General features: G+C 41.5%; 16 protein-coding genes and 1 riboswitch. Of the genes, 7 read left to right on the top strand and 9 right to left on the bottom strand.

The window, feature by feature from the left end; all coding sequences use genetic code 11:
• Nucleotides 1–110: 110 nt before the first annotated feature.
• The 5 genes from acnB to HCZ11_RS17315 form a co-directional block, all read right to left on the bottom strand.
• The gene (acnB, locus tag HCZ11_RS17335; protein ID WP_130049980.1) at nt 111–2,708 is read right to left on the bottom strand and encodes a bifunctional aconitate hydratase 2/2-methylisocitrate dehydratase; all 2,598 of its coding nucleotides are present in this window, start codon (nt 2,706–2,708) and stop codon (nt 111–113) included.
• A 294-nt stretch (nt 2,709–3,002) separates the two neighbouring features.
• Complete coding sequence (locus HCZ11_RS17330; protein ID WP_130049981.1) at nt 3,003–4,073, bottom strand: OmpA family protein; 1,071 nt, start codon at nt 4,071–4,073, stop codon at nt 3,003–3,005.
• Between the two features lie 449 nt (nt 4,074–4,522).
• A complete protein-coding gene (locus tag HCZ11_RS17325; RefSeq protein ID WP_130049982.1) occupies nt 4,523–5,581 on the bottom strand; it encodes an OmpA family protein in 1,059 nt (352 codons plus the stop codon).
• Between the two features lie 325 nt (nt 5,582–5,906).
• A complete protein-coding gene (locus HCZ11_RS17320; protein ID WP_167659059.1) occupies nt 5,907–7,319 on the bottom strand; it encodes a YdiU family protein in 1,413 nt (470 codons plus the stop codon).
• Nucleotides 7,320–7,327: 8 nt separating this feature from the next.
• Nucleotides 7,328–8,023 carry a DNA-3-methyladenine glycosylase I gene (locus HCZ11_RS17315; RefSeq protein WP_130052214.1) on the bottom strand — a complete coding sequence of 232 codons (696 nt, stop codon included), beginning with the start codon at nt 8,021–8,023 and terminating at the stop codon, nt 7,328–7,330.
• A 183-nt stretch (nt 8,024–8,206) separates the two neighbouring features.
• Nucleotides 8,207–8,403, top strand: a riboswitch (Lysine riboswitch).
• 137 nt (nt 8,404–8,540) lie between these two features.
• Here HCZ11_RS17315 and dapA point away from each other — a divergent pair.
• The 5 genes from dapA (at nt 8,541) to HCZ11_RS17290 (ending at nt 13,733) form a co-directional block, all read left to right on the top strand.
• Complete coding sequence (gene dapA / locus HCZ11_RS17310; RefSeq protein WP_130049984.1) at nt 8,541–9,425, top strand: 4-hydroxy-tetrahydrodipicolinate synthase; 885 nt, start codon at nt 8,541–8,543, stop codon at nt 9,423–9,425.
• Nucleotides 9,426–9,439: 14 nt separating this feature from the next.
• Nucleotides 9,440–10,180 carry a 2,3,4,5-tetrahydropyridine-2,6-dicarboxylate N-succinyltransferase gene (locus tag HCZ11_RS17305; RefSeq protein ID WP_130049985.1) on the top strand — a complete coding sequence of 247 codons (741 nt, stop codon included), beginning with the start codon at nt 9,440–9,442 and terminating at the stop codon, nt 10,178–10,180.
• On the top strand, nt 10,180–11,385 hold the full coding sequence (locus HCZ11_RS17300; RefSeq protein WP_167659058.1) for a PLP-dependent decarboxylase: 1,206 nt from the start codon (nt 10,180–10,182) through the stop codon (nt 11,383–11,385). Before HCZ11_RS17305 ends, HCZ11_RS17300 begins: the two co-directional genes overlap by 1 nt.
• Nucleotides 11,386–11,390: 5 nt before the next feature.
• Nucleotides 11,391–12,509: a succinylglutamate desuccinylase/aspartoacylase family protein gene (locus tag HCZ11_RS17295; RefSeq protein WP_167659057.1), complete on the top strand. Its 1,119-nt coding sequence runs from the start codon at nt 11,391–11,393 to the stop codon at nt 12,507–12,509.
• Nucleotides 12,510–12,695: 186 nt separating this feature from the next.
• On the top strand, nt 12,696–13,733 hold the full coding sequence (locus HCZ11_RS17290; protein WP_130049988.1) for a phospholipase A: 1,038 nt from the start codon (nt 12,696–12,698) through the stop codon (nt 13,731–13,733).
• Nucleotides 13,734–13,777: 44 nt separating this feature from the next.
• On the opposite strand, the gene HCZ11_RS17285 is transcribed toward HCZ11_RS17290, so the two are convergent.
• Complete coding sequence (locus HCZ11_RS17285; RefSeq protein ID WP_167659056.1) at nt 13,778–14,671, bottom strand: bifunctional GNAT family N-acetyltransferase/hotdog fold thioesterase; 894 nt, start codon at nt 14,669–14,671, stop codon at nt 13,778–13,780.
• Nucleotides 14,672–14,899: 228 nt separating this feature from the next.
• On the opposite strand from HCZ11_RS17285, the gene HCZ11_RS17280 reads away from it, so the two are divergent.
• A complete protein-coding gene (locus tag HCZ11_RS17280; protein WP_130049990.1) occupies nt 14,900–15,589 on the top strand; it encodes a spermidine synthase in 690 nt (229 codons plus the stop codon).
• 169 nt (nt 15,590–15,758) lie between these two features.
• On the opposite strand, the gene dtd is transcribed toward HCZ11_RS17280, so the two are convergent.
• Genes dtd through HCZ11_RS17265 form a run of 3 tightly spaced genes read right to left on the bottom strand, consistent with a single transcriptional unit; the run spans nt 15,759 to nt 18,035 of the window.
• The gene (dtd, locus tag HCZ11_RS17275; RefSeq protein WP_130049991.1) at nt 15,759–16,196 is read right to left on the bottom strand and encodes a D-aminoacyl-tRNA deacylase; all 438 of its coding nucleotides are present in this window, start codon (nt 16,194–16,196) and stop codon (nt 15,759–15,761) included.
• The gene (locus tag HCZ11_RS17270; RefSeq protein WP_167659055.1) at nt 16,184–17,137 is read right to left on the bottom strand and encodes an alpha/beta fold hydrolase; all 954 of its coding nucleotides are present in this window, start codon (nt 17,135–17,137) and stop codon (nt 16,184–16,186) included. The genes dtd and HCZ11_RS17270 overlap by 13 nt, the downstream gene beginning before the upstream one ends.
• Nucleotides 17,138–17,162: 25 nt before the next feature.
• Complete coding sequence (locus HCZ11_RS17265) at nt 17,163–18,035, bottom strand: virulence factor BrkB family protein (RefSeq protein ID WP_055198935.1); 873 nt, start codon at nt 18,033–18,035, stop codon at nt 17,163–17,165.
• Nucleotides 18,036–18,121: 86 nt separating this feature from the next.
• Between HCZ11_RS17265 and HCZ11_RS17260 the strand changes: the two genes are divergently transcribed.
• Nucleotides 18,122–18,778: a DUF2959 domain-containing protein gene (locus tag HCZ11_RS17260; protein WP_130049993.1), complete on the top strand. Its 657-nt coding sequence runs from the start codon at nt 18,122–18,124 to the stop codon at nt 18,776–18,778.
• The last annotated feature ends 71 nt before the right edge of the window (nt 18,779–18,849 follow it).

Raw genomic sequence — 18,849 nt, 5'->3', positions numbered from 1 at the left:
ATGATTGTTTATGTAGTTTTAAGATCGAATAAACAAGTAATTTAGAAATTTTATCTAAAATAAAAAGCCCGCTTAATGCGGGCTTTTCTTGCAATTTAATTTATCTCTAATTAAACAGCTTGTTGAACGATTACTTGGTCTGCCTTTTTAGTGTATTGAGGCATACGGTGGAAGTTCAGGTAACGATATGTATCAGCTGCCGTTGCATTGATCTTATCTGCATACTCTTGGTACTCAGCAGGTGTAGGTAATTTACCTAGGATTGCTGCTACTGCAGCAAGCTCTGCTGATGCTAAGAATACGTTCGCGCCAGTACCTAGACGGTTAGGGAAGTTACGCGTAGAGGTAGAAACAACAGTTGCTTTATCAGCAACACGTGCTTGGTTACCCATACATAGTGAACACCCTGGAGTTTCGATACGTGCACCTACGCGACCAAAGATACCGTAGTAACCTTCGTCAGTAAGCTGGTCTTTATCCATCTTCGTTGGTGGTGCAACCCAAAGTTGAGTTGGGATACGACCACTGAAGCCATCTAGTAATTTACCTGCAGCACGGAAGTGACCGATGTTAGTCATACAAGAACCGATGAATACTTCGTCGATTTTCTCGCCTGTTACGTCTGAAAGAAGACGTGCATCATCAGGATCATTTGGAGCACAAAGGATTGGCTCTTTGATGTCAGCAAGATCAATTTCAAGTACATGTTTGTACTCTGCGTCAGCATCAGCTTCCATAAGTTCAGGGTTAGCTAACCACTCTTGCATTGCATTGATACGACGCTCAATAGTACGCACATCACCGTAACCTTCAGAGATCATCCACTTAAGCATTACGATGTTTGACTCTAGGTATTCAGCGATAGACTCTTTAGAAAGCTTAACTGTACAACCTGCAGCTGAACGTTCAGCTGACGCATCAGAAAGTTCGAAAGCTTGCTCAACAGTTAGGTGCTCAACACCTTCGATTTCTAGTACACGACCAGAGAATTCGTTGATCTTACCTTTCTTCTCAACAGTAAGAAGACCTTCTTTAATACCGTAGTAAGGGATAGCATGTACTAGGTCACGTAATGTGATACCTGGCTGCATTTCACCTTTGAAACGTACTAAGATTGACTCTGGCATATCAAGAGGCATTACACCAGTTGCTGCTGCGAATGCTACCGCACCAGAACCCGCAGGGAATGAAATACCTAGAGGGAAACGAGTATGCGAGTCACCACCAGTACCTACTGTATCTGGTAATAACATACGGTTTAACCATGAGTGGATTACACCGTCACCTGGACGTAGTGATACACCGCCACGGTTCATGATGAAATCAGGAAGTGTGTGGTGAGTATTTACGTCGATTGGCTTAGGATAAGCTGATGTATGACAGAAAGACTGCATTGTTAAATCTGCAGAGAAACCTAAACACGCTAGATCTTTAAGTTCGTCACGCGTCATAGGACCTGTTGTATCTTGCGAACCAACAGTTGTCATTTTCGGCTCACAGTATTGACCAGGACGTACGCCAGGCATGTTACATGCTTTGCCAACCATCTTCTGAGCTAATGTGAAGCCTTTACCAGAATCAGTTACAAGAGCTGGCTTACGGAAGATATCTTCAGCTTCCATACCTAGTGATGCACGCGCTTTATCAGTTAAACCACGACCGATGATAAGTGGAATACGACCGCCAGCACGAACTTCATCAAGAATTACGTCTGATTTAAGAGAGAAAGTAGAGATAACTTCATCTGTACCGTGACGCTTAACAACACCTTCGTATGGGAAGATATCGATTTGGTCACCCATGTTTAGCTCATCAACAGGTAGCTCAATTGGTAACGCACCAGAGTCTTCCATTGTGTTGAAGAAGATAGGAGCGATTTTACCGCCTAAACATACACCACCAACGCGTTTGTTTGGTACGTGAGGAATATCATCACCCATGAACCAAAGTACAGAGTTAGTTGCAGATTTACGAGAAGAACCCGTACCAACTACATCACCAACGTATGCAAGAGGTAAACCTTTCGTTTTAAGCTCTTCTAGCTGTGCGATTGGACCAACTTCACCTGGTTTGTCAGGATTGATGCCATCACGTTCATTCTTCAGCATTGCTAAAGCATGTAGTGGAATATCAGGACGTGACCATGCATCAGGTGCAGGAGAAAGGTCATCAGTATTTGTTTCGCCAGTTACTTTGAATACTGTAACTGAGATTTTTTCAGCAACTGCAGGCTTGTTTACAAACCACTCAGCATTTGCCCAAGATTCGATTACTTGCTTAGCAAACTCGTTACCTGCTTTCGCTTTTTCTTCTACATCGTAGAAAGCATCGAACATTAATAATGTGTTTGATAAACCTTTAACAACGATTGGTGCTAGCGCTTCGTCATCTAAAAGATCAATCATAGGTGCGATGTTGTAACCACCTAACATAGTACCAAGTAGCTCAGCTGCTTTTTCTTTTGATACAAGTGGAGAGCTCGCTTCACCTTTTGCAACTGCAGCTAAGAAACCTGCTTTGATGTAAGCAGCATCATCAACACCTGGTGGTACGCGATTAACTAGAAGATCAACAATAAATTCTTCTTCGCCTGCCGGTGGGTTTTTGATTAATTCAATAAGATCAGCCGTTTGCTGAGCATCTAATGGCGCTGGTACGATACCTAACGCGGCACGTTCTTCTACGTGTTTACGATATTCTTGTAGCACAATATTGCCCTCTTGGTGACGTGAAAGTACTCGGTAGTAGTAAGCTAAATACCAATTAAGACCCAGTACTTATAGTATTCTGACGGTTAATTATAAAGCTTTTAAGTATAGATGAAAATCCATGCCGTAGTTAGAGGCTTTAATACTCACTATAAATAGCATGAATAGTACTAGAAAAAAACGCTATTCAAATGAATATTTATTAAGAATCATTCCTATCTATCAATTTCTAGGGCTTTAAAATGAAAAAACCCAGCACTAGGCTGGGTTTTAAAATTTGCGTAAAGGGTTAGATTAACGCTCTACTTTAACACGCTCAATAACAGTCACTTTCGCTTCAACACGACGGTTTTCAGCGTGAGCTTCTGGCGTATTTGCTGGGTTTTTAAGACGCTCTTCACCTAAACCAACAGTAGTAAGACGCATTGGGTCAATGCCATCTTCAATTAGTTTCTTAGCAACAGCATCAGCACGTTTTTTAGATAACCACTTGTTGTAGTCAGCTTTACCTACTGACGAAGAGTGACCTTCAAGTACTACGTCTGTTCCTGGGTGCTCTTTCAAAAACGCAGCAGCAGCATCAATATCGTCTAAGTATTGTTGAGATACTTTAGATGTATTGTTAGGGAATGTGATTAGTAAAGTCTTAGACACTTCACGGTCTTCATACAATGTACAACCAGTACCATCAACAGCATCTGTCATTGGTGTATTTGCACACTGGTCATCAGCATCTGGGATATTATCTCCATCGCTATCTACTGGCTCAACAGCTACAGGAACAACAGTTGGAGCTGGCTCTACTGGCTCAGCAGGAGCGCTTTGATCACCAAATATATAGCTAAGACCTAGCTTTGCACCAACATCTGTGTAACCACGGTCAAGACCTTGATATAAAGATGTTTCAGCGTTGAATGCAAAGTTATCGGTGAAGTAATGTTGGTAACCGGCACCTACGTTAGCAAACATTAGATCTTCATCAACAGCATCAAGATTTTTTAAACCAAAAATACCGTAGAAAGGACCACCGCCAAAATGATATAAGCCATCAATACCGTAACGCTTACCACTTTCAGAGCCACTTACAGTGGTACCGGCTGTGGTTTCAGCGCTCCAGTCAAAATCCATATCAGCATATTCTAAACGAGCACTCCAATAATCGCTGAAGCGGTAACCTAATTCCAAACCCCACCCAGTTGAGTCATCTACATCTAAACCGCCAGGTGGATAGTCACGGATATTTTCCCAAGAGTTATCATAATAATCGCCAAATGCGCCTATATAAAAACCTTGTTTTTCTGCAGCGATACCTGAAGCACTTGTTGCAGCAAGCGCTAAAGCTATAGTTAGTGATTTTAGTTTCATGTTTCATTCCCTTCCATTTTAGTAACTAAAGGCAGTGTAGCCTACACTCAGTCAAGATAGGTGATGAGTAATTAATCCAAACTTAATGAACTCAAACAACTAGTAAATTTTTATAATTCCATAGCATCAACTAAATACAGCGACATAAAACACCTTAGTAGTCCATGTCGGACTGGTGCAAATTACACGTCATTAAAAATAATTATATAACCTAATAATAATTCAACAAGGTGATTAAACACCATACTACAATAATTTGAACTTTGATTAGGTGATTCATATCAATATATGATGGTTATTACATCTAAAACTGGTACAAATTAAGATTAACTTGTTTCTTAGGAAAGTAAATATTGAATTTCATTCAAAAAAGCCGGACTAATAAAATTAGTCCGGCCTAGTTATATATTATTAACTAAATAAGGAATTTCTACCTTAAATATAATAACTTACTTACGAAGTACTTTAACTTTTTCAACACTCGTGATTTGAGCTTCTACGCGACGATTCTCTGCATGTGCCTCAAGTGTATACGCTTTATTTTTCAAACGCTCTTCACCATAGCCAACCGTAGAGATTCTATCTGAAGAAATGCCGTCTTTAACGAGCTCTTCAGCAACATCTTTAGCACGCTTTTCAGAAAGCATCATGTTGTAATCAGCGTCACCAACTGCTGATGCATGCCCTTCAAGTACTACTGAAGTACCTTCATTTTCTTTCATAAAGGCTGCAACATCTGCAATGTCGCTAAAGTATTGATTAGGTACTTCTGCAACGTCATGCGGGAACGTAACTAGTAAAGTTATAGTTGCCTCTTTTTCTTCATATAGAGTACAACCAGTGCTGTCGACAGCATCAGTCATCGGTGTGTTTGCACACTGATCATCTGCATCCATTACACCGTCATTATCACTGTCAGTTGGTGCAGCGACTACAGGTGCAGGCTCTACCGGAGCAGGCGCACTTTGATCGCCAAAGATATAGCTAATACCCAGTTTAGCACCAACATCTGTATAACCACGATCAAGACCTTGGTATAAAGATGTTTCAGCATTAAAAGCAAAGTTATCTGTGAAGTAGTGCTGGTAACCAGCACCTACGTTTGCGAACATTAGATCTTCGTCAACTGCATCCAGATTTTTAAGACCGAAAATACCGTAGAAAGGGCCGCCACCTAAATGGTATAGCGCATCGATACCGTAGCGCTTGCCGCTTTCTGAACCACTTACAGATGTGCCATCATTAAGCTCTGCATTCCAATCGAAGTCCATATCAGCGTACTCTAAACGAGCGCTCCAATAATCGCTAAAACGATAACCTAATTCCAGACCCCATCCAGTTGAATCATCTACATTTAATCCACCTGGCGGATAATCGCGAACATTTTCCCAAGAGTTATCATAGTAATCGCCGAATGCGCCAATATAAAAACCTTCTTTTTCGGCAGCGAAGCCTGTTGTACTAGTTGCAGCAAGTGCTAACGCAATAGTAAGTGATTTTAGTTTCATTATTTCCTTCCCATTTTCACAATAAAGCTATTGAAGCTAATGTATTTCGAGTACTTAAAACTATATAGCAGCTTAAAAACTAATTTAATGAAATTTTATAAACAGCTATATTTTATATTTACTAATACTTTACTATTAATAAAAGTAATCTATTCAGTGGCAATTTATACTAATTAAAACTTTCAAACTACCAGCATAGTAGTGTAACACCACTTAAAGCAATAATTTACTTTAAATCAATGATATCACCAGTCAATGTCCTGCTCAATCTACGAACATTTTAAAGCGATAAATAACTTTTTTCTTTCAGAGGTGTAACTATCATTTATGTGCCACAGAAAGTTTGATAGTTTTTGTCACCATCACTTGGCAACTCGTACCAACTTTGATGTTCTTTAAAGTATGTGTATGGCTCTGAAATCACTTCAAGAAAATCATTTAATAATAAGCTACTACCTGCTTTTTCAAATTCAGCTATTATGCTTTCTATATTATGATTACGCGGGATGACTGCAGGATTAACGGCTCTCATGACGCTGTAACTTTCAGCAGTTGTTCTTAGCTTCCACTTTAAAACCCACCCTTTCAACCTGCAATCCACAGTAAAATCACTTACTAAAGATTCAGTGAGTGCATTAAATGTATTGGTATAATCAAGTTGATGCTGCTTCATTAAAGCAAGTAATTCTGAAACCAAAACATGATCACCTTCTTGCTGACCTGCTAACCCTAATTTCTGCTGCCACATAGCATTAAATGCATCATTAAATTTATCAGCAAAACCATTCACAACCGACGAAAGTTTTTCTACGGCACCATCTTGCTCATCAAATAAAGGAATCAAGCTTTCAGCTAAACGCGCAACATTCCAATTGGCAATATTGGGCTGATTACCAAATGAATAGCGCCCTTGGTGATCAATCGAACTGAACACCGTGTCTAGGTCAAACTGGTTCATCATCGCACATGGGCCATAATCGATAGTTTCACCACTAATCAAAGTGTTGTCGGTATTCATTACACCATGTATAAAGCCAACTCGCATCCAACTTACGACCAGCTCAACTTGTTTATCTAATACAGCAGTTAAAAACTCAATGTAGCGTTGCTCACCAGCACTGCTAATTTCAGAGAAATGACAATTAATTGCGTAATCGACCAGCTTTTCTAGCCCTTCAATATCCCCTTGCGTTGCTAAGTATTGAAATGAGCCGACACGAATATGACTTTTAGCTAAACGAGTAACTACGGCGCCTGTACGAGGCGGTTGGCGATATACGGTTTCACCGGTAGCAACGACTGCTAAACAACGTGTAGTAGCAATACCTAGAGCATTAAGAGCTTCACTCATAATATATTCTCGCACCGCAGGACCAATTGCACAGCGACCATCACCACCACGAGAAAATACAGTTGCGCCAGCGCCTTTTAGCTGTAAGTCCCACAATGTGCCATCTTGATCTGCAATAGCACCAAGTAAATGTGCTCTGCCATCACCCAGACGCGGTGAAAAATGACCAAATTGATGACCTGAGTAACCAAGTGCAACTGGTGCAACGTCGTTACTTATTGTTGAACCAGTTAAGAATTTAGCTAAAAACTCGCTGTCATGATTAATCGAAAAATTATCAGCTAACTGATCATTAAACAGTAGCAATTTAGGCTCAGCTACAGCACTAGGCATATCTTCAATCGTGAGCAGTTCACTAATGTCTGTGTATCGAGGTTGCAGTTTCATAATTTTCCTTAACGCGTTGCTACACCTACGCGGTTATCACCTACACCATAGGCAACAAGCTGACTAAGTGCCTGCAGACTATAGCCACTTTGCTGTTGTAATTCATTGAAGAAGTTTTGCGCTGACTGTAGTGACTTTTTAGTTTGTAAGCCACCGTCTATCAACTCGTGGGCACGCAAGTAGGCTTCTACATCACGAGAAAGCAAGAAGGTATCTTTACCTAGCGCCCGTAAAGCGTATGGGCCAGTATTCCCGCCTAAACGTGCACCATGCTTTTTGAGATAAGCCCATAACCCAATAATATTATCACTTGGCCAGTCAGCAATAAACTGACTAAAGCTGCCATGTTTCTCCGCGACTTCATGGATCATATACGCATTTTCAGGGATTGTTTGTACTTTTTTAAAATTACGAACAATTCGTTCATCACTGGCTTTTTGCTCGAGCATATCCGGCGGCATCATTAACAATTTTTCAATGCTAAAATCCCAAAACACTTCGCAAAAACCAGCCCATTTATTGTTAATAACTGACCAATAAAAACCACTTTGAAAGATTTTACGAGTAAACTCTTCTAACCATAAATCATCATGCATTTTGGCAATATCAGTATCATCGAGCGGGTTTGATAGCAGTGCACGCAGCATGTCTTCGCTACCCTTTCGAGATACGGCTCGCTGATAAATATCGTTAAATTTTTCCATCATTTTTCCAATTTATTTGGTTAACGCTAAGTGTACGTAAAAACACGGTTATACGTAACCATGTTGCAAAATTGGTCACTAAAAAACAAACTCATCAGCTTGACACCTAGATGGCTAAAATGCTTTAATCGCCGCCAATACCCTATTTAACTATGTTGGCTTTTACCTTAAAAGCGAGCATAAAGGGCTGGAAGAGGTGCGTTATTCAGGTAACGTATGGGAAGAGCACAGACTCTGTTGATCATACGTGAGGGGAATTAACGCCGAGAAGTAACACCGTTTGTGAGGTGCTTATTTCGGGCGACTGGGCTGAATCCCAGCGACTGTCACCAACAATAGCAAAGCGCTATTGATTAGTTTGGTGGAGAGCTTCTGGTCTTAGTATAATAAGGCCGTCGCGTCTTTATTATTTTAAGCCCATTCGCTCTTCGAATTATACCTTGTTCGAATGACGACATGCGGCCCCATTCAAATGTTCCCGCATATACTCTTCGAATACCTTATAAGTTCGTGAGAGATGATCAACAATTTTGATTTAAATGACTATCCATTATGGACAGCGCTTGTCACGCCATTTTCTGAATCTGGCGAGGTCGATTACACGGCCCTAGAGCAACTGGTCACTGAACAGCAAGCCGCAAATAACGGCATTTTATTGCTTGGCAGTACCGGTGAAGGACTAGCGCTTTCACTTAAAGAACAACAAGCCATTGTCGAGCATGTTTGCCAATTGGCACCGAGTGTGCCACTGATGATCGCTGTGGGTGGCATGAACCTAAAGCAGCAAATTGCATGGGTTGAATACTGCAATCAGCTGCCAATTCATGGCTACCTGTTAGGCTCACCTCTGTATGCAAAACCTGGTGTTGTGGGTCAAACACATTGGTTTGAAAGCCTACTTAACGCTAGTCATCACCCTTGTATGTTGTATAACGTACCAGGGCGCAGCGCAGTTGAAATTTCACCACAGGTAATTAAAAACCTTGCCGACCACAAAAACCTTTGGGCTTTAAAAGAAGCCAGCGGCGATATTAGCAAGTTTGAAGGCTTTAGAACGGCATCGCCAAAACTTGCCATTTTCAGTGGCGATGATGCACTTATGCCGTATTTTGCTCAAGCCGGTGCAAAAGGTTTAGTTTCGGTTGCCGCTAATGCTTGGCCAAGCCAAACCCATGAGTTTGTTAAACGCTGTTTAAGTGGTCAATACCCAAATCTATTCACTGATTGGTCGCAAGCAATTCAAAGTCTATTTGCTGTAGCAAACCCAATCCCCGTAAAAGTACTGATGCACCTGCAAGGTAAAATAAATACCCCGCATTTACGTCCGCCACTTACGCATTTAGAGCTTGAGCAAACAGACGGCATCACCCACGCAAATAACACTATTTTATCTTGGAACTAAAAACAGGTTTTATCATGAGCTGGTTAGAATTATTAAACAACTTAGAATCAGGCGCAGTTCGCGCAGCAACACAAGACGAGAACGGCAACTGGCATGCTAATATTGAAGTTAAACAAGGCATTTTAGAAGCATTTAAAAATGGCACTAACACCGAGTTCCCAGGTGGTTTTGTTGATAAGCACAACTTAGCACCACAAGGCTTTGCAGCAGATGCAGGCGTACGTATGGTACCAGGTGGTAGCAGTGTTCGTCGTGGTGCACACGTTGCTAAAGGCACTATTATTATGCCACCAGCGTATGTGAATATTGGCGCGTTCATCGACGAAGGTACTATGGTCGACAGCCACGCATTAGTGGGTTCATGTGCACAAGTGGGTAAAAATGTTCACCTAAGTGCAGCAGTACAATTAGGTGGCGTGCTTGAGCCTATTGGTGCAAGCCCAGTGGTTATTGAGGATGATGCATTCATCGGCGCAGGCTGCGTAATTGTTGAAGGTGTAGTTGTGAAAAGAGGCGCGGTACTTGCGCCGGGTGTGCGTTTATCTGCAACCATTCCAGTCTACGATTGTATTAATGAGCGCCAGCTAAACAAAGGTGAAGCAATCCCAGAAAACGCGATTGTGATCCCAGGTTCTCGTCCTGCTTCAAACGCATGGGCTCGTGAGCAAGGCCTAAGCATGTCTTGTGCATTGATCGTGAAATACCGAGATGAACAAAGCGATGCATCATTACTGTTAGAAGAGGTTTTACGTTAATGAGCTTTATGAGCACGCCCATCAAGCAAGCAGTTGAACAAGTAGCAACGCACCTTGATACGCCATTTTTTATCTATGATTTAGATAAATTAACTGCACATTTAAATCAACTGACGGCGCAAACCGATGTGAAACTTTGGTACGCAGTCAAGGCCAACCCGCTGTCTCGCATTATTCAATGTTTAGACAGCGCAGGGTTTAATTTTGATGTTGCAAGTAAAGGTGAACTTGAGCAAGTACTTGCTCAAGGCATCGATAGCGAGCGCGTGCTCAATACTGGGCCTGCAAAGAGCCCTAAACAAATTTCACATTTTATTGCTCGCGGTGTACGTACTTTTGTGGCAGAGAGCATTAACCAAGTTCGCTGGTTAAACGAACAAGCAACAAAAGCAAATTGCCAGCTGCAAGTATTATTGCGTGTACAACTACGTTGGCCAGACAGTGAAAAGAACCCACTTGGCGGCGATAGTCTCACCCCCTTTGGTTTGGGCTGTGATGAATGGCAAGTACTAACAGTAAGTAATTACCCAGCACTTAACTTTGATGGTCTGCATATTTTCCAATGGGGCAACATGCTCAGCACCGATAAACTCGCTGAGCTATGGCGTGCCATGATTGAGCCATTACAACGACTCGCTAACTCATTAAATATTAACCTTAATGTTCTCGATTTGGGTGGTGGCCTAGGCATTCCTTATACTCAAGATGCTAACCGACTTGATTGGTCTGCACTTATCGAGACTCTGGCGAGCATTAAAGCGGATGCCGGTGTCAATGAGCTTTGGATGGAACTTGGTCGCTATGCAGTAGGCGAATGTGGTCATTACGTAACGCCGATTGTTGAGCGTAAAGAAAATTACAATCAACAGCAGGTGATTTTATCAGGCGGTATTAACCATTTACTTCGCCCAGCTGTGACAAGCCAAGATTTTCCTGCGGCGTTACTACGCGAATCGACGGCTGAGCCTGCAGCAATGACGTTATACGGCCCACTTTGCACCGCGCTTGATTGCTTAGGTGAGCACCTCTTAGCTAGCGATTTAAATGAGCAAGACTGGTTGGTATTCAGCCAGTGTGGCGCATACGGCTTTACCGAAAGTATGCCGTACTTTTTATGCCACGAATTAGCGGCTGAATACATCCTTGAACAAGGCAGTATTGAGTGCATCCGTAGCGCTGAAGATGCTAGCTATTATTTAAGGTAATCGCCATGAGTAAAGAACTAATCAGCCAAGAGAATATTGTGGTTGGCGAGATTGCCAACGGCCTTCCACTGACAATCCCTGTGTATCGCTTAAAAGGCGATGGCACAGGACCAAGCGTGTATATACAAGCTAATATGCATGGCGCAGAAGTACAAGGTAATGCAGTAATTTATCAGTTACTTGAACAGCTAAAATCTCTAAAGCTACGTGGCGACATTACTCTTGTGCCTTATGCCAACCCAATTGGTTGTAACCAAAAATCAGGTGAGTTTACTCTGGGTCGCTTCGATCCAATTACTGGTACCAACTGGAACCGCATGTACCGCTTTAACAAAGCATTACCCTCACAGATTGCTGAACTGCACAAAGGCAGTGATGATGCGACTCTTAAAGCGGCATTCAAAGAGGCACTCGTTACTGACATCGACAGCCAACTAACCGGTCCTGACTACAGCCTAACAACAGGTAAGCGCATTGCTCTGAACCTGCAAAAGCTTGCGCATCAGGCGGATATTGTTTTAGACCTACACACAGGACCTATCTCAAGTCAGCACCTCTATTGCCCAGAATATGCCAAAGACAGCGCAAGCTATTTCAACATTGAACATATCTTATTGATCCCAAGTGACTTTGATGGAGCGATGGATGAAGCGATCTTCTGTCCTTGGTGGTCGCTTTCTGAAGAACTTGCCAAACAAGGCCGTGAATTTGCAGTTCAAGTTGAAGCATTTACCGTTGAATTAGGTAGCCAAGAAAAAATCGATTTAAGTGCAGCCCTTGAAGATGCAAATAGTATTTTAAGTTACCTCACTCACAAAGAGGTATTTGTGGATGCTGCTTATAAACCAAAAGCGATAACACGCTATGCCTGTATGCTTGAAGATTATGTTGCTTACTATGCGCCTATGGGTGGCATGGTGGAATACCTTGCCCCGCTTGGAGGCCATGTAAAAGCAGGCGAACCTATAGCCCACATTTTACGAATGGAGCGCTACCTTTCTGAGCAACCCCTTCAAACATTAAGTTTTGATAAAGACGCCATCGCTATTTTGCATTTTGCTTCAGCAAGCGTGAATCAAGGTACTGAACTTTATAAGTTTTTTACAAACGTATTTGAGCTATAAGCTCACACCTTCTCATTGCGTGAGAGTCGACGGCTTATGCCCTTAGGCCGTTACAGCAGAGCTCCAAGCTTAGCTTGGGGCTCTCTATTTACCCAAAATTTCAACAATTCAGTACAAGTTCACGGTTACTTATGTAAAAATCGTTATAATTATACCTACTTACAAGTCTACTGAAAGGGAACTGCAATGGGATGGCGCATTTGGCTGGCAGCCGCTGGCTTATTTTCTGTACCTGTATTCGCTCAAACTGAACAACCACAAACTAACGAACAAGATGACGCGCTAGAACTCGTAAAGCAGTGTATTTTGAACGAAGCTATTGGCGGTGACGGTAAACAAACACTCGAAGAACTTCGTAAAAAGTGCTCTGACTTAGACGAGAGCAAAAAGCTCACGGCTTTAGACAAACGCAAAGCTCGTGAAGAAGTGAGCAAGAAAAACCGTAATGTAATCACTCCACATAAGCGTAACTACATTTTACCGCTCTCTTACGTGTCTAACCCTAATGAGCGCCCTTTTGATGGTTTAAAAGACCTTGCTGAAGAGGTCGATGGCGAGCCACTCGATAACCTTGAAGTGAAATACCAACTATCAATTAAAGTACCTATCTTCGAAGGCTTCTCAGATAAAGACCAAGGTATCTTTTTTGCTTTTACATTGCAGTCGTTTTGGCAGTTTTATAACAAAGATATTTCATCACCATTTCGTGAAACCAATTACGAACCGGAGATATTCTGGATGAACTATCTTGATCCTGAGCATGTACTGTGGGGTGATGAAATGGCAATCGCAATTGGTGCCTCGCATCAATCTAATGGTCGAAGCCAACCTAATTCACGCTCGTGGAACCGTATCTATGCTGATTTCTTATGGGAAAAAGATGGCTTTGTATTTAGCTTTAAGCCGTGGTATCGCATTCCTGAAGATAAAAAAGATGATGAGCTAAAAGCACGTGGCGATGATAATCCAGATATCTACAAATACATGGGTTATTTTGAATTCTCAGGTGCATACCGTTACAACGAGCATGAATTCAGCTTTATGACGCGTAATAACTTAAACTCAGATAACCGTGGTGCAATCCAGTTAGATTGGTCTTTTCCTCTTTGGGGCAGGTTACGTGGTTACGCACAATACTTTAATGGCTATGGCGAGAGCTTGATTGACTACAATGCTGATATTGAACGCTTTGGTGTCGGTATTCTGTTAACTGACTTGCTTTAACTGTAATAAAGAGCGAGCTTTAGTTAGCTCGCTCTAAATAGTCGTTATTTTTTAACGATGAAGTGGCCTTCAAATTCAGCAACTAACACATCACCATCATATACATTCACTGGCACATGGTAGCTTGCTTTACCATTAGACTCTAAATCCGCTAACTTACCTTTACAACCAGCCAATTCAACGCTCCCGCGAGGATCGTTATTCAGTGGCTTAAGGTATTTAATATTAGCATCAGCTAACACGATATTTCCTTCAAGGCCTGCTTCTTTCAGCGCAAGGTAAGTAGCCCCCCACCCTGTTAGCGTTGCTAAACTATAAATAGAACCAGCAAACATTGTATTATGAAGGTTTAAGTTCGCATCTAAATCAGCACGAGTAGTAAACTGCCAATCAGTATAGCTTTCAACTTTAATCCCCATCGCATCACTGATTGGAATCGACTCACGCCAAGTATTTTGTAGTACTTGTGTCCAGTTTGGATGACGAAACCAACCCGGTTCAGACGGTTTTTGTTTTACCATTTTCCAGTGCTGCACATCGTCATACGCGAGATGCGCTTTTTCTTTTACTTCGTAGCCATGGCGCTTGTAGAAATCAAGCGCGCGTTCACGAGCAAACAATACCAATTCATCGGCATCTTGAGTCCATGCTATTTTTTCTAATTCATGTAATAAACGACTACCGATATGCTGGTTACGGTTACCTTCAGCCACCGCCATATAGCGACCTTGCGCTTGCTGATGATTATTAAAATGTAGGCGAGCTACACCTAAAACTTCGCCGTCATTATTTTTGATAAAGCGGTGCTCTGCGTCTTGCTCCAAGTCATCTTGCTCAGAACCACGCGGCTCGCCCCAAGGCGCTCTTAAAACCTGCCAACGTAGTGAATAATACGCTTGCCAATCTTCGCTGCTTTGTGGGGTGGTCACTTTAAACATAAAAACTCCTGTGATAATTCAGCCACTGTCTGTTGTTTTTCTCACGTGGCCTTTGGAATGCGAATTACGATACGCGATCTTCTAACAAGTTGGAATAATACTTTGGTGACCCAGTCTAAATTATTATTCCAAGCTGTAAAAACTAATGCACAATTGCACTTTATGCCTACTGGTCTATGCTGAAATAATTGTCTTATTTTTATAAATAAATAGCTAAAGGCCCGAAATATGGAACATTTTATTGAACCCAGTGGCGCAGTAAAACATAGTTTTATTGAGGACTGCCACCGATTAGGGCAACTCATCTATTGGCATAAGCAAGGCAATTACAGTATTCAAGTTAGACAACTTAACCAATTACGCTGGTTACTGATCAACGAAACTCTACAATCCGTCATTGAGAAACGTCGCCCTGCGAGGTTGCTTTTTCCTCATTTACAATACCTTGCAAAGCTTTGGCAAGACTTAGAAGAGCCTAAAAAAATTTTAGAATTAGGGTTAGGTGGCGGTGCTATTCGTAACTACTTACAGCACACCTACCCCGACAGCCAGCTGACATCAGTTGATAAAAATCCCGACATAATCCACTGCTATAAACGCTACTTTGGTGGCGATCATGCCAATAATCTACACTGTTTTGATGCGCAACAAGTTTTAGAGCAAAATAACAAATACAATTGGATTATCTTAGATTTATTCAGTGAAGTAGACGCACCGCTATTTTTATATAAGCACCAGTTTTACACTAAATTAAGAGCTGCAATGGCAAAAGGTGGTTTATTGTTTATTAATTTTTTATCTAATCACCCATCGCAACTAAAGCAACTTGAGCACCTACTGATCACCGAGTTTGGTAAGCGCCCAAGTATTGTGAAAATCCCAGACTATGTGAACCACATAGTGATGATCAAAAAGTAAAAATACTTATACCAACCCGCTTAATTAAGTAGTCTATTTTGAGGCAATAAAACCTCGTTGATAACAAGGCAAAAATTTCGTTATTTAGTTGTTCTAAATGAGAAATTTTTAACGCAGTTAGCGACAGGTTTAATCCCTCAAAATGATTAAGTATTATTGCGAGTTGGTATTACACAGCTAAATTAAAAGTAACTGGACCATCGTTGCATAAGCTTACTTGCATATCAGCACCAAAACGCCCAGCAGCGACTGTTAGGCCCGATTTTTTAGCTTCAGCGATAAAATACTCATAGAGCGTATTTGCTTGTTCAGGTGTGCCAGCACTTGAGAAGCTCGGACGCATGCCCTTTTTAGTGTCAGCTGCTAACGTAAACTGCGAAACCACTAATAGCTCACCCTTAATATCCTTCAAACTTAAATTCATCTTTCCTTGTTCGTCGGTAAAAATGCGGTAATTACTGACTTTATGTAAAAGCTTCTGAGCGCTTTGCTCGGTGTCTTGTTTTTCAACACCTAATAACAACAAAATACCTTGTGAAATTTCACCCACTACCTCGCCTGCCACTTCTACTTTTGCCTGTTTTACTCTTTGAATTAAGCCTTGCATTGATCCCTCGATAACTTGATATACATTAAATCTGCGGCACGTCGCATTGCCGCCAAATATACCTGATTATCGCTGCTGTGCCCAATGCCATCTAAAATCAATAATTGTGCATTTAACTGTTCAGCAAGCTGCTGTACCGCACTATATCGACAGATCAAATCGGCGCGGCCATGAATAAACCAAATAGGTAAATGAGTAAGTAAATGTGCATTTTCTGGGATAAAGGCCTCTTCGATAAAGCAGTGATTACGAAAATAATGCACCATTAACCTTGCTTGATTTAACCCTACATGAGGCTCTTGTAAACCCCAGTTTGTTAATGGCTCACCATGGCACAGCACCTGTTCCCAATGACACCATAGTTTGGCAAATTTACTTGCTTTTATTTGATCGTCACTGTTTAACTGTTGCTGATAAAAATCGAGTAAGGCATGCCAATCGGAGTAATTGTGCGCAAACTCATTGAAGCATTCTGGATAAAAATGCGCGCCGGCTCCATTTTTTGTATAGAGCCATTCAAAGTCGCTATTACAAGCTAGAAAGCTGGCCCGTAAAATAAGTCCTGCAATATGTTCCCGATGATTTATTGCGTATACAAGTGCCAACGTGGCGCCCCAAGATTCGCCACAAACAAGCCACTTATCAATACCTAACTGGTTGCGTAACAACTCAAGGTCTGCGACTAATTCGGAAGTGGTATTTTTAGATATATCATGAGGTGTAGAATGACCACAGCCACGCTGGCTGAACATGATCACCCGAAAACGTTCTAAGTCGAAAAAGCGGCAATTTTCTGGGCACAGCCCCGCGCCAGGACCGCCATGACATAACACCACAGCAATTCCCGTAGACGCACCATATTCTTGAACATGGATTTGATGACCATCACCAACACTCAAATGATAGTCACGGTTAGCAACATAATGTGGATGTAACTGCACCTCGCTCTCCTTAGGTGCAGTATATTTAAACCTCTATATCAGGCGTGTCCTCAATATTCTCAGGGCTGATACATACAGTAAATTCTGCACCGAGTAATACGACAATCCACGACAAATACACCCATACAAACAGAATAGGTATTGTTGCCAACGCCCCATAAATAACCTCGTACGATGGGAAGTGACTGATGTACAAAGCAAAGCCTTTTTTTGTCAGCTCAAACAACATAGCTGCAAACAAAGCGCCCGGAATTGCCGCTCTAAATGGAACTCGTGTGTTAGGAACTAAAGTATAGAGCATAATGAAGCCAATCATTGAAATTATGTAAGGTAATAATTTCAATAAAAAGCCGCTAAATCCGGGAATCCCCTGATCAGCAAATGACACTAAAGAGACAATGTATGAGGTCACACCAATACTTGCACCTAGTAGTACAGGGCCTAAACTGAGCACCATCCAGTATACGGCAAACGAAATCATCATTGGGCGTTTTTTCTTAATACGCCAAATTCGGTTTAATGTAGCATCAACATTCCGGATAAGTAGTAAGGAAACCGCTGCTAAAAAGCCCACACCGACAGCAGTCATTTTATTAGCATTACCTGCAAAAGCACTGATATGCTCTTTAATTACATCTGTAGAGGTCGGCACAAGATTAGTAAACAAAAAGTTTTCTATGGTCACCAATGTGCTTTCGAACCCAGGAAAAGCAGAAAAGATTGCCACACCGACAGCCACTAAAGGTACGATCGATAACAGGGTTACATAAGCCAAATAACCAGCATTTACAGTGATTTGATCGTCAATACAACGATTAAGATACTGCATCCACCAAGTAGGTTGTTGCTTCAAGAAAATGCTTATTTGCAGCTTATAACGACTGAGCTTCTCATCCATAGAATCTAATTTCTGCTAAAATGTTTTGATAATCATAGCAATCCACCACATAATTTGAAATGACAGGTACCTAAAAAGGATTCTCAATGAAAAAACTGACACTTTTAAGTGCACCACTATTTGCAGTAACAATGGCATTAACAGGCTGTCAGTCAGCTTATTACTCAGCCATGGAGTCTGTCGGTGTGCATAAGCGCGACATTTTAGTTGATCGCGTAGAAGAAACAAAAGAGGCGCAGCAAGAATCGCAAGAAGAGTTTCAATCAGCATTAGATAGATTAACCACACTAATCAACTTTGAAGGTGGTGAACTACAAGATGCCTACAATCAACTTAATGATGACTACGAGTCGAGCTTAGCGGCAGCGAATGATGTAACAAGTAACATCAATAAAGTAGAAGATGTAGCTGAAGCCCTATTTGATGAATGGGCCGATGAGCTAGAGCAATACAAAAGCGCCTCACTAAAACGTGAAAGCAGCAAAAAGCTCAATGCAACTAAGCGCCAATTTGATCAACTACTTCGCTCAATGCGCAGTGCAGAAAGCAAAATGGAGCCGGTATTATCATCACTACATGATAATGTTCTGTATTTAAAACATAACCTCAATGCGCAGGCCGTTACTGCAATCAAAGGTGAGTTCACAAGCCTAAAACGCGATATAAAAGTGTTAATGGACGACATGAACAAATCAATTGAAGACTCTAATAAGTTCATTGAGCAAATGAATAAAGCGGGCTAACCAACTCAAGCTATTAGTAACAAAAGCCTACTTAAACGTAGGCTTTTTTGTGTAACCTCTTGTTACTTTTT

The organism is Pseudoalteromonas sp. HF66 (genome assembly GCF_011806445.1).
Lineage (GTDB): Bacteria > Pseudomonadota > Gammaproteobacteria > Enterobacterales > Alteromonadaceae > Pseudoalteromonas > Pseudoalteromonas apostichopi.
The sequence above is the reverse complement of the archived record's forward strand: the minus strand, read 5'-3'. Positions and strand labels throughout refer to the sequence as shown.

What these genes read in the sequence shown, in the direction of transcription:
- HCZ11_RS17330 (WP_130049981.1), bottom strand. Translation starts at nt 4,073, where the DNA reads ATGAAACTAAAATCACTAACTATAGCTTTAGCGCTTGCTGCAACAAGT.
- HCZ11_RS17325 (WP_130049982.1), bottom strand. Translation starts at nt 5,581, where the DNA reads ATGAAACTAAAATCACTTACTATTGCGTTAGCACTTGCTGCAACTAGT.
- HCZ11_RS17320 (WP_167659059.1), bottom strand. Translation starts at nt 7,319, where the DNA reads ATGAAACTGCAACCTCGATACACAGACATTAGTGAACTGCTCACGATT.
- HCZ11_RS17315 (WP_130052214.1), bottom strand. Translation starts at nt 8,023, where the DNA reads ATGGAAAAATTTAACGATATTTATCAGCGAGCCGTATCTCGAAAGGGT.
- dapA (WP_130049984.1), top strand. Translation starts at nt 8,541, where the DNA reads ATGATCAACAATTTTGATTTAAATGACTATCCATTATGGACAGCGCTT.
- HCZ11_RS17305 (WP_130049985.1), top strand. Translation starts at nt 9,440, where the DNA reads ATGAGCTGGTTAGAATTATTAAACAACTTAGAATCAGGCGCAGTTCGC.
- HCZ11_RS17300 (WP_167659058.1), top strand. Translation starts at nt 10,180, where the DNA reads ATGAGCTTTATGAGCACGCCCATCAAGCAAGCAGTTGAACAAGTAGCA.
- HCZ11_RS17295 (WP_167659057.1), top strand. Translation starts at nt 11,391, where the DNA reads ATGAGTAAAGAACTAATCAGCCAAGAGAATATTGTGGTTGGCGAGATT.
- HCZ11_RS17290 (WP_130049988.1), top strand. Translation starts at nt 12,696, where the DNA reads ATGGGATGGCGCATTTGGCTGGCAGCCGCTGGCTTATTTTCTGTACCT.
- HCZ11_RS17285 (WP_167659056.1), bottom strand. Translation starts at nt 14,671, where the DNA reads ATGTTTAAAGTGACCACCCCACAAAGCAGCGAAGATTGGCAAGCGTAT.
- HCZ11_RS17280 (WP_130049990.1), top strand. Translation starts at nt 14,900, where the DNA reads ATGGAACATTTTATTGAACCCAGTGGCGCAGTAAAACATAGTTTTATT.
- dtd (WP_130049991.1), bottom strand. Translation starts at nt 16,196, where the DNA reads ATGCAAGGCTTAATTCAAAGAGTAAAACAGGCAAAAGTAGAAGTGGCA.
- HCZ11_RS17265 (WP_055198935.1), bottom strand. Translation starts at nt 18,035, where the DNA reads ATGGATGAGAAGCTCAGTCGTTATAAGCTGCAAATAAGCATTTTCTTG.
- HCZ11_RS17260 (WP_130049993.1), top strand. Translation starts at nt 18,122, where the DNA reads ATGAAAAAACTGACACTTTTAAGTGCACCACTATTTGCAGTAACAATG.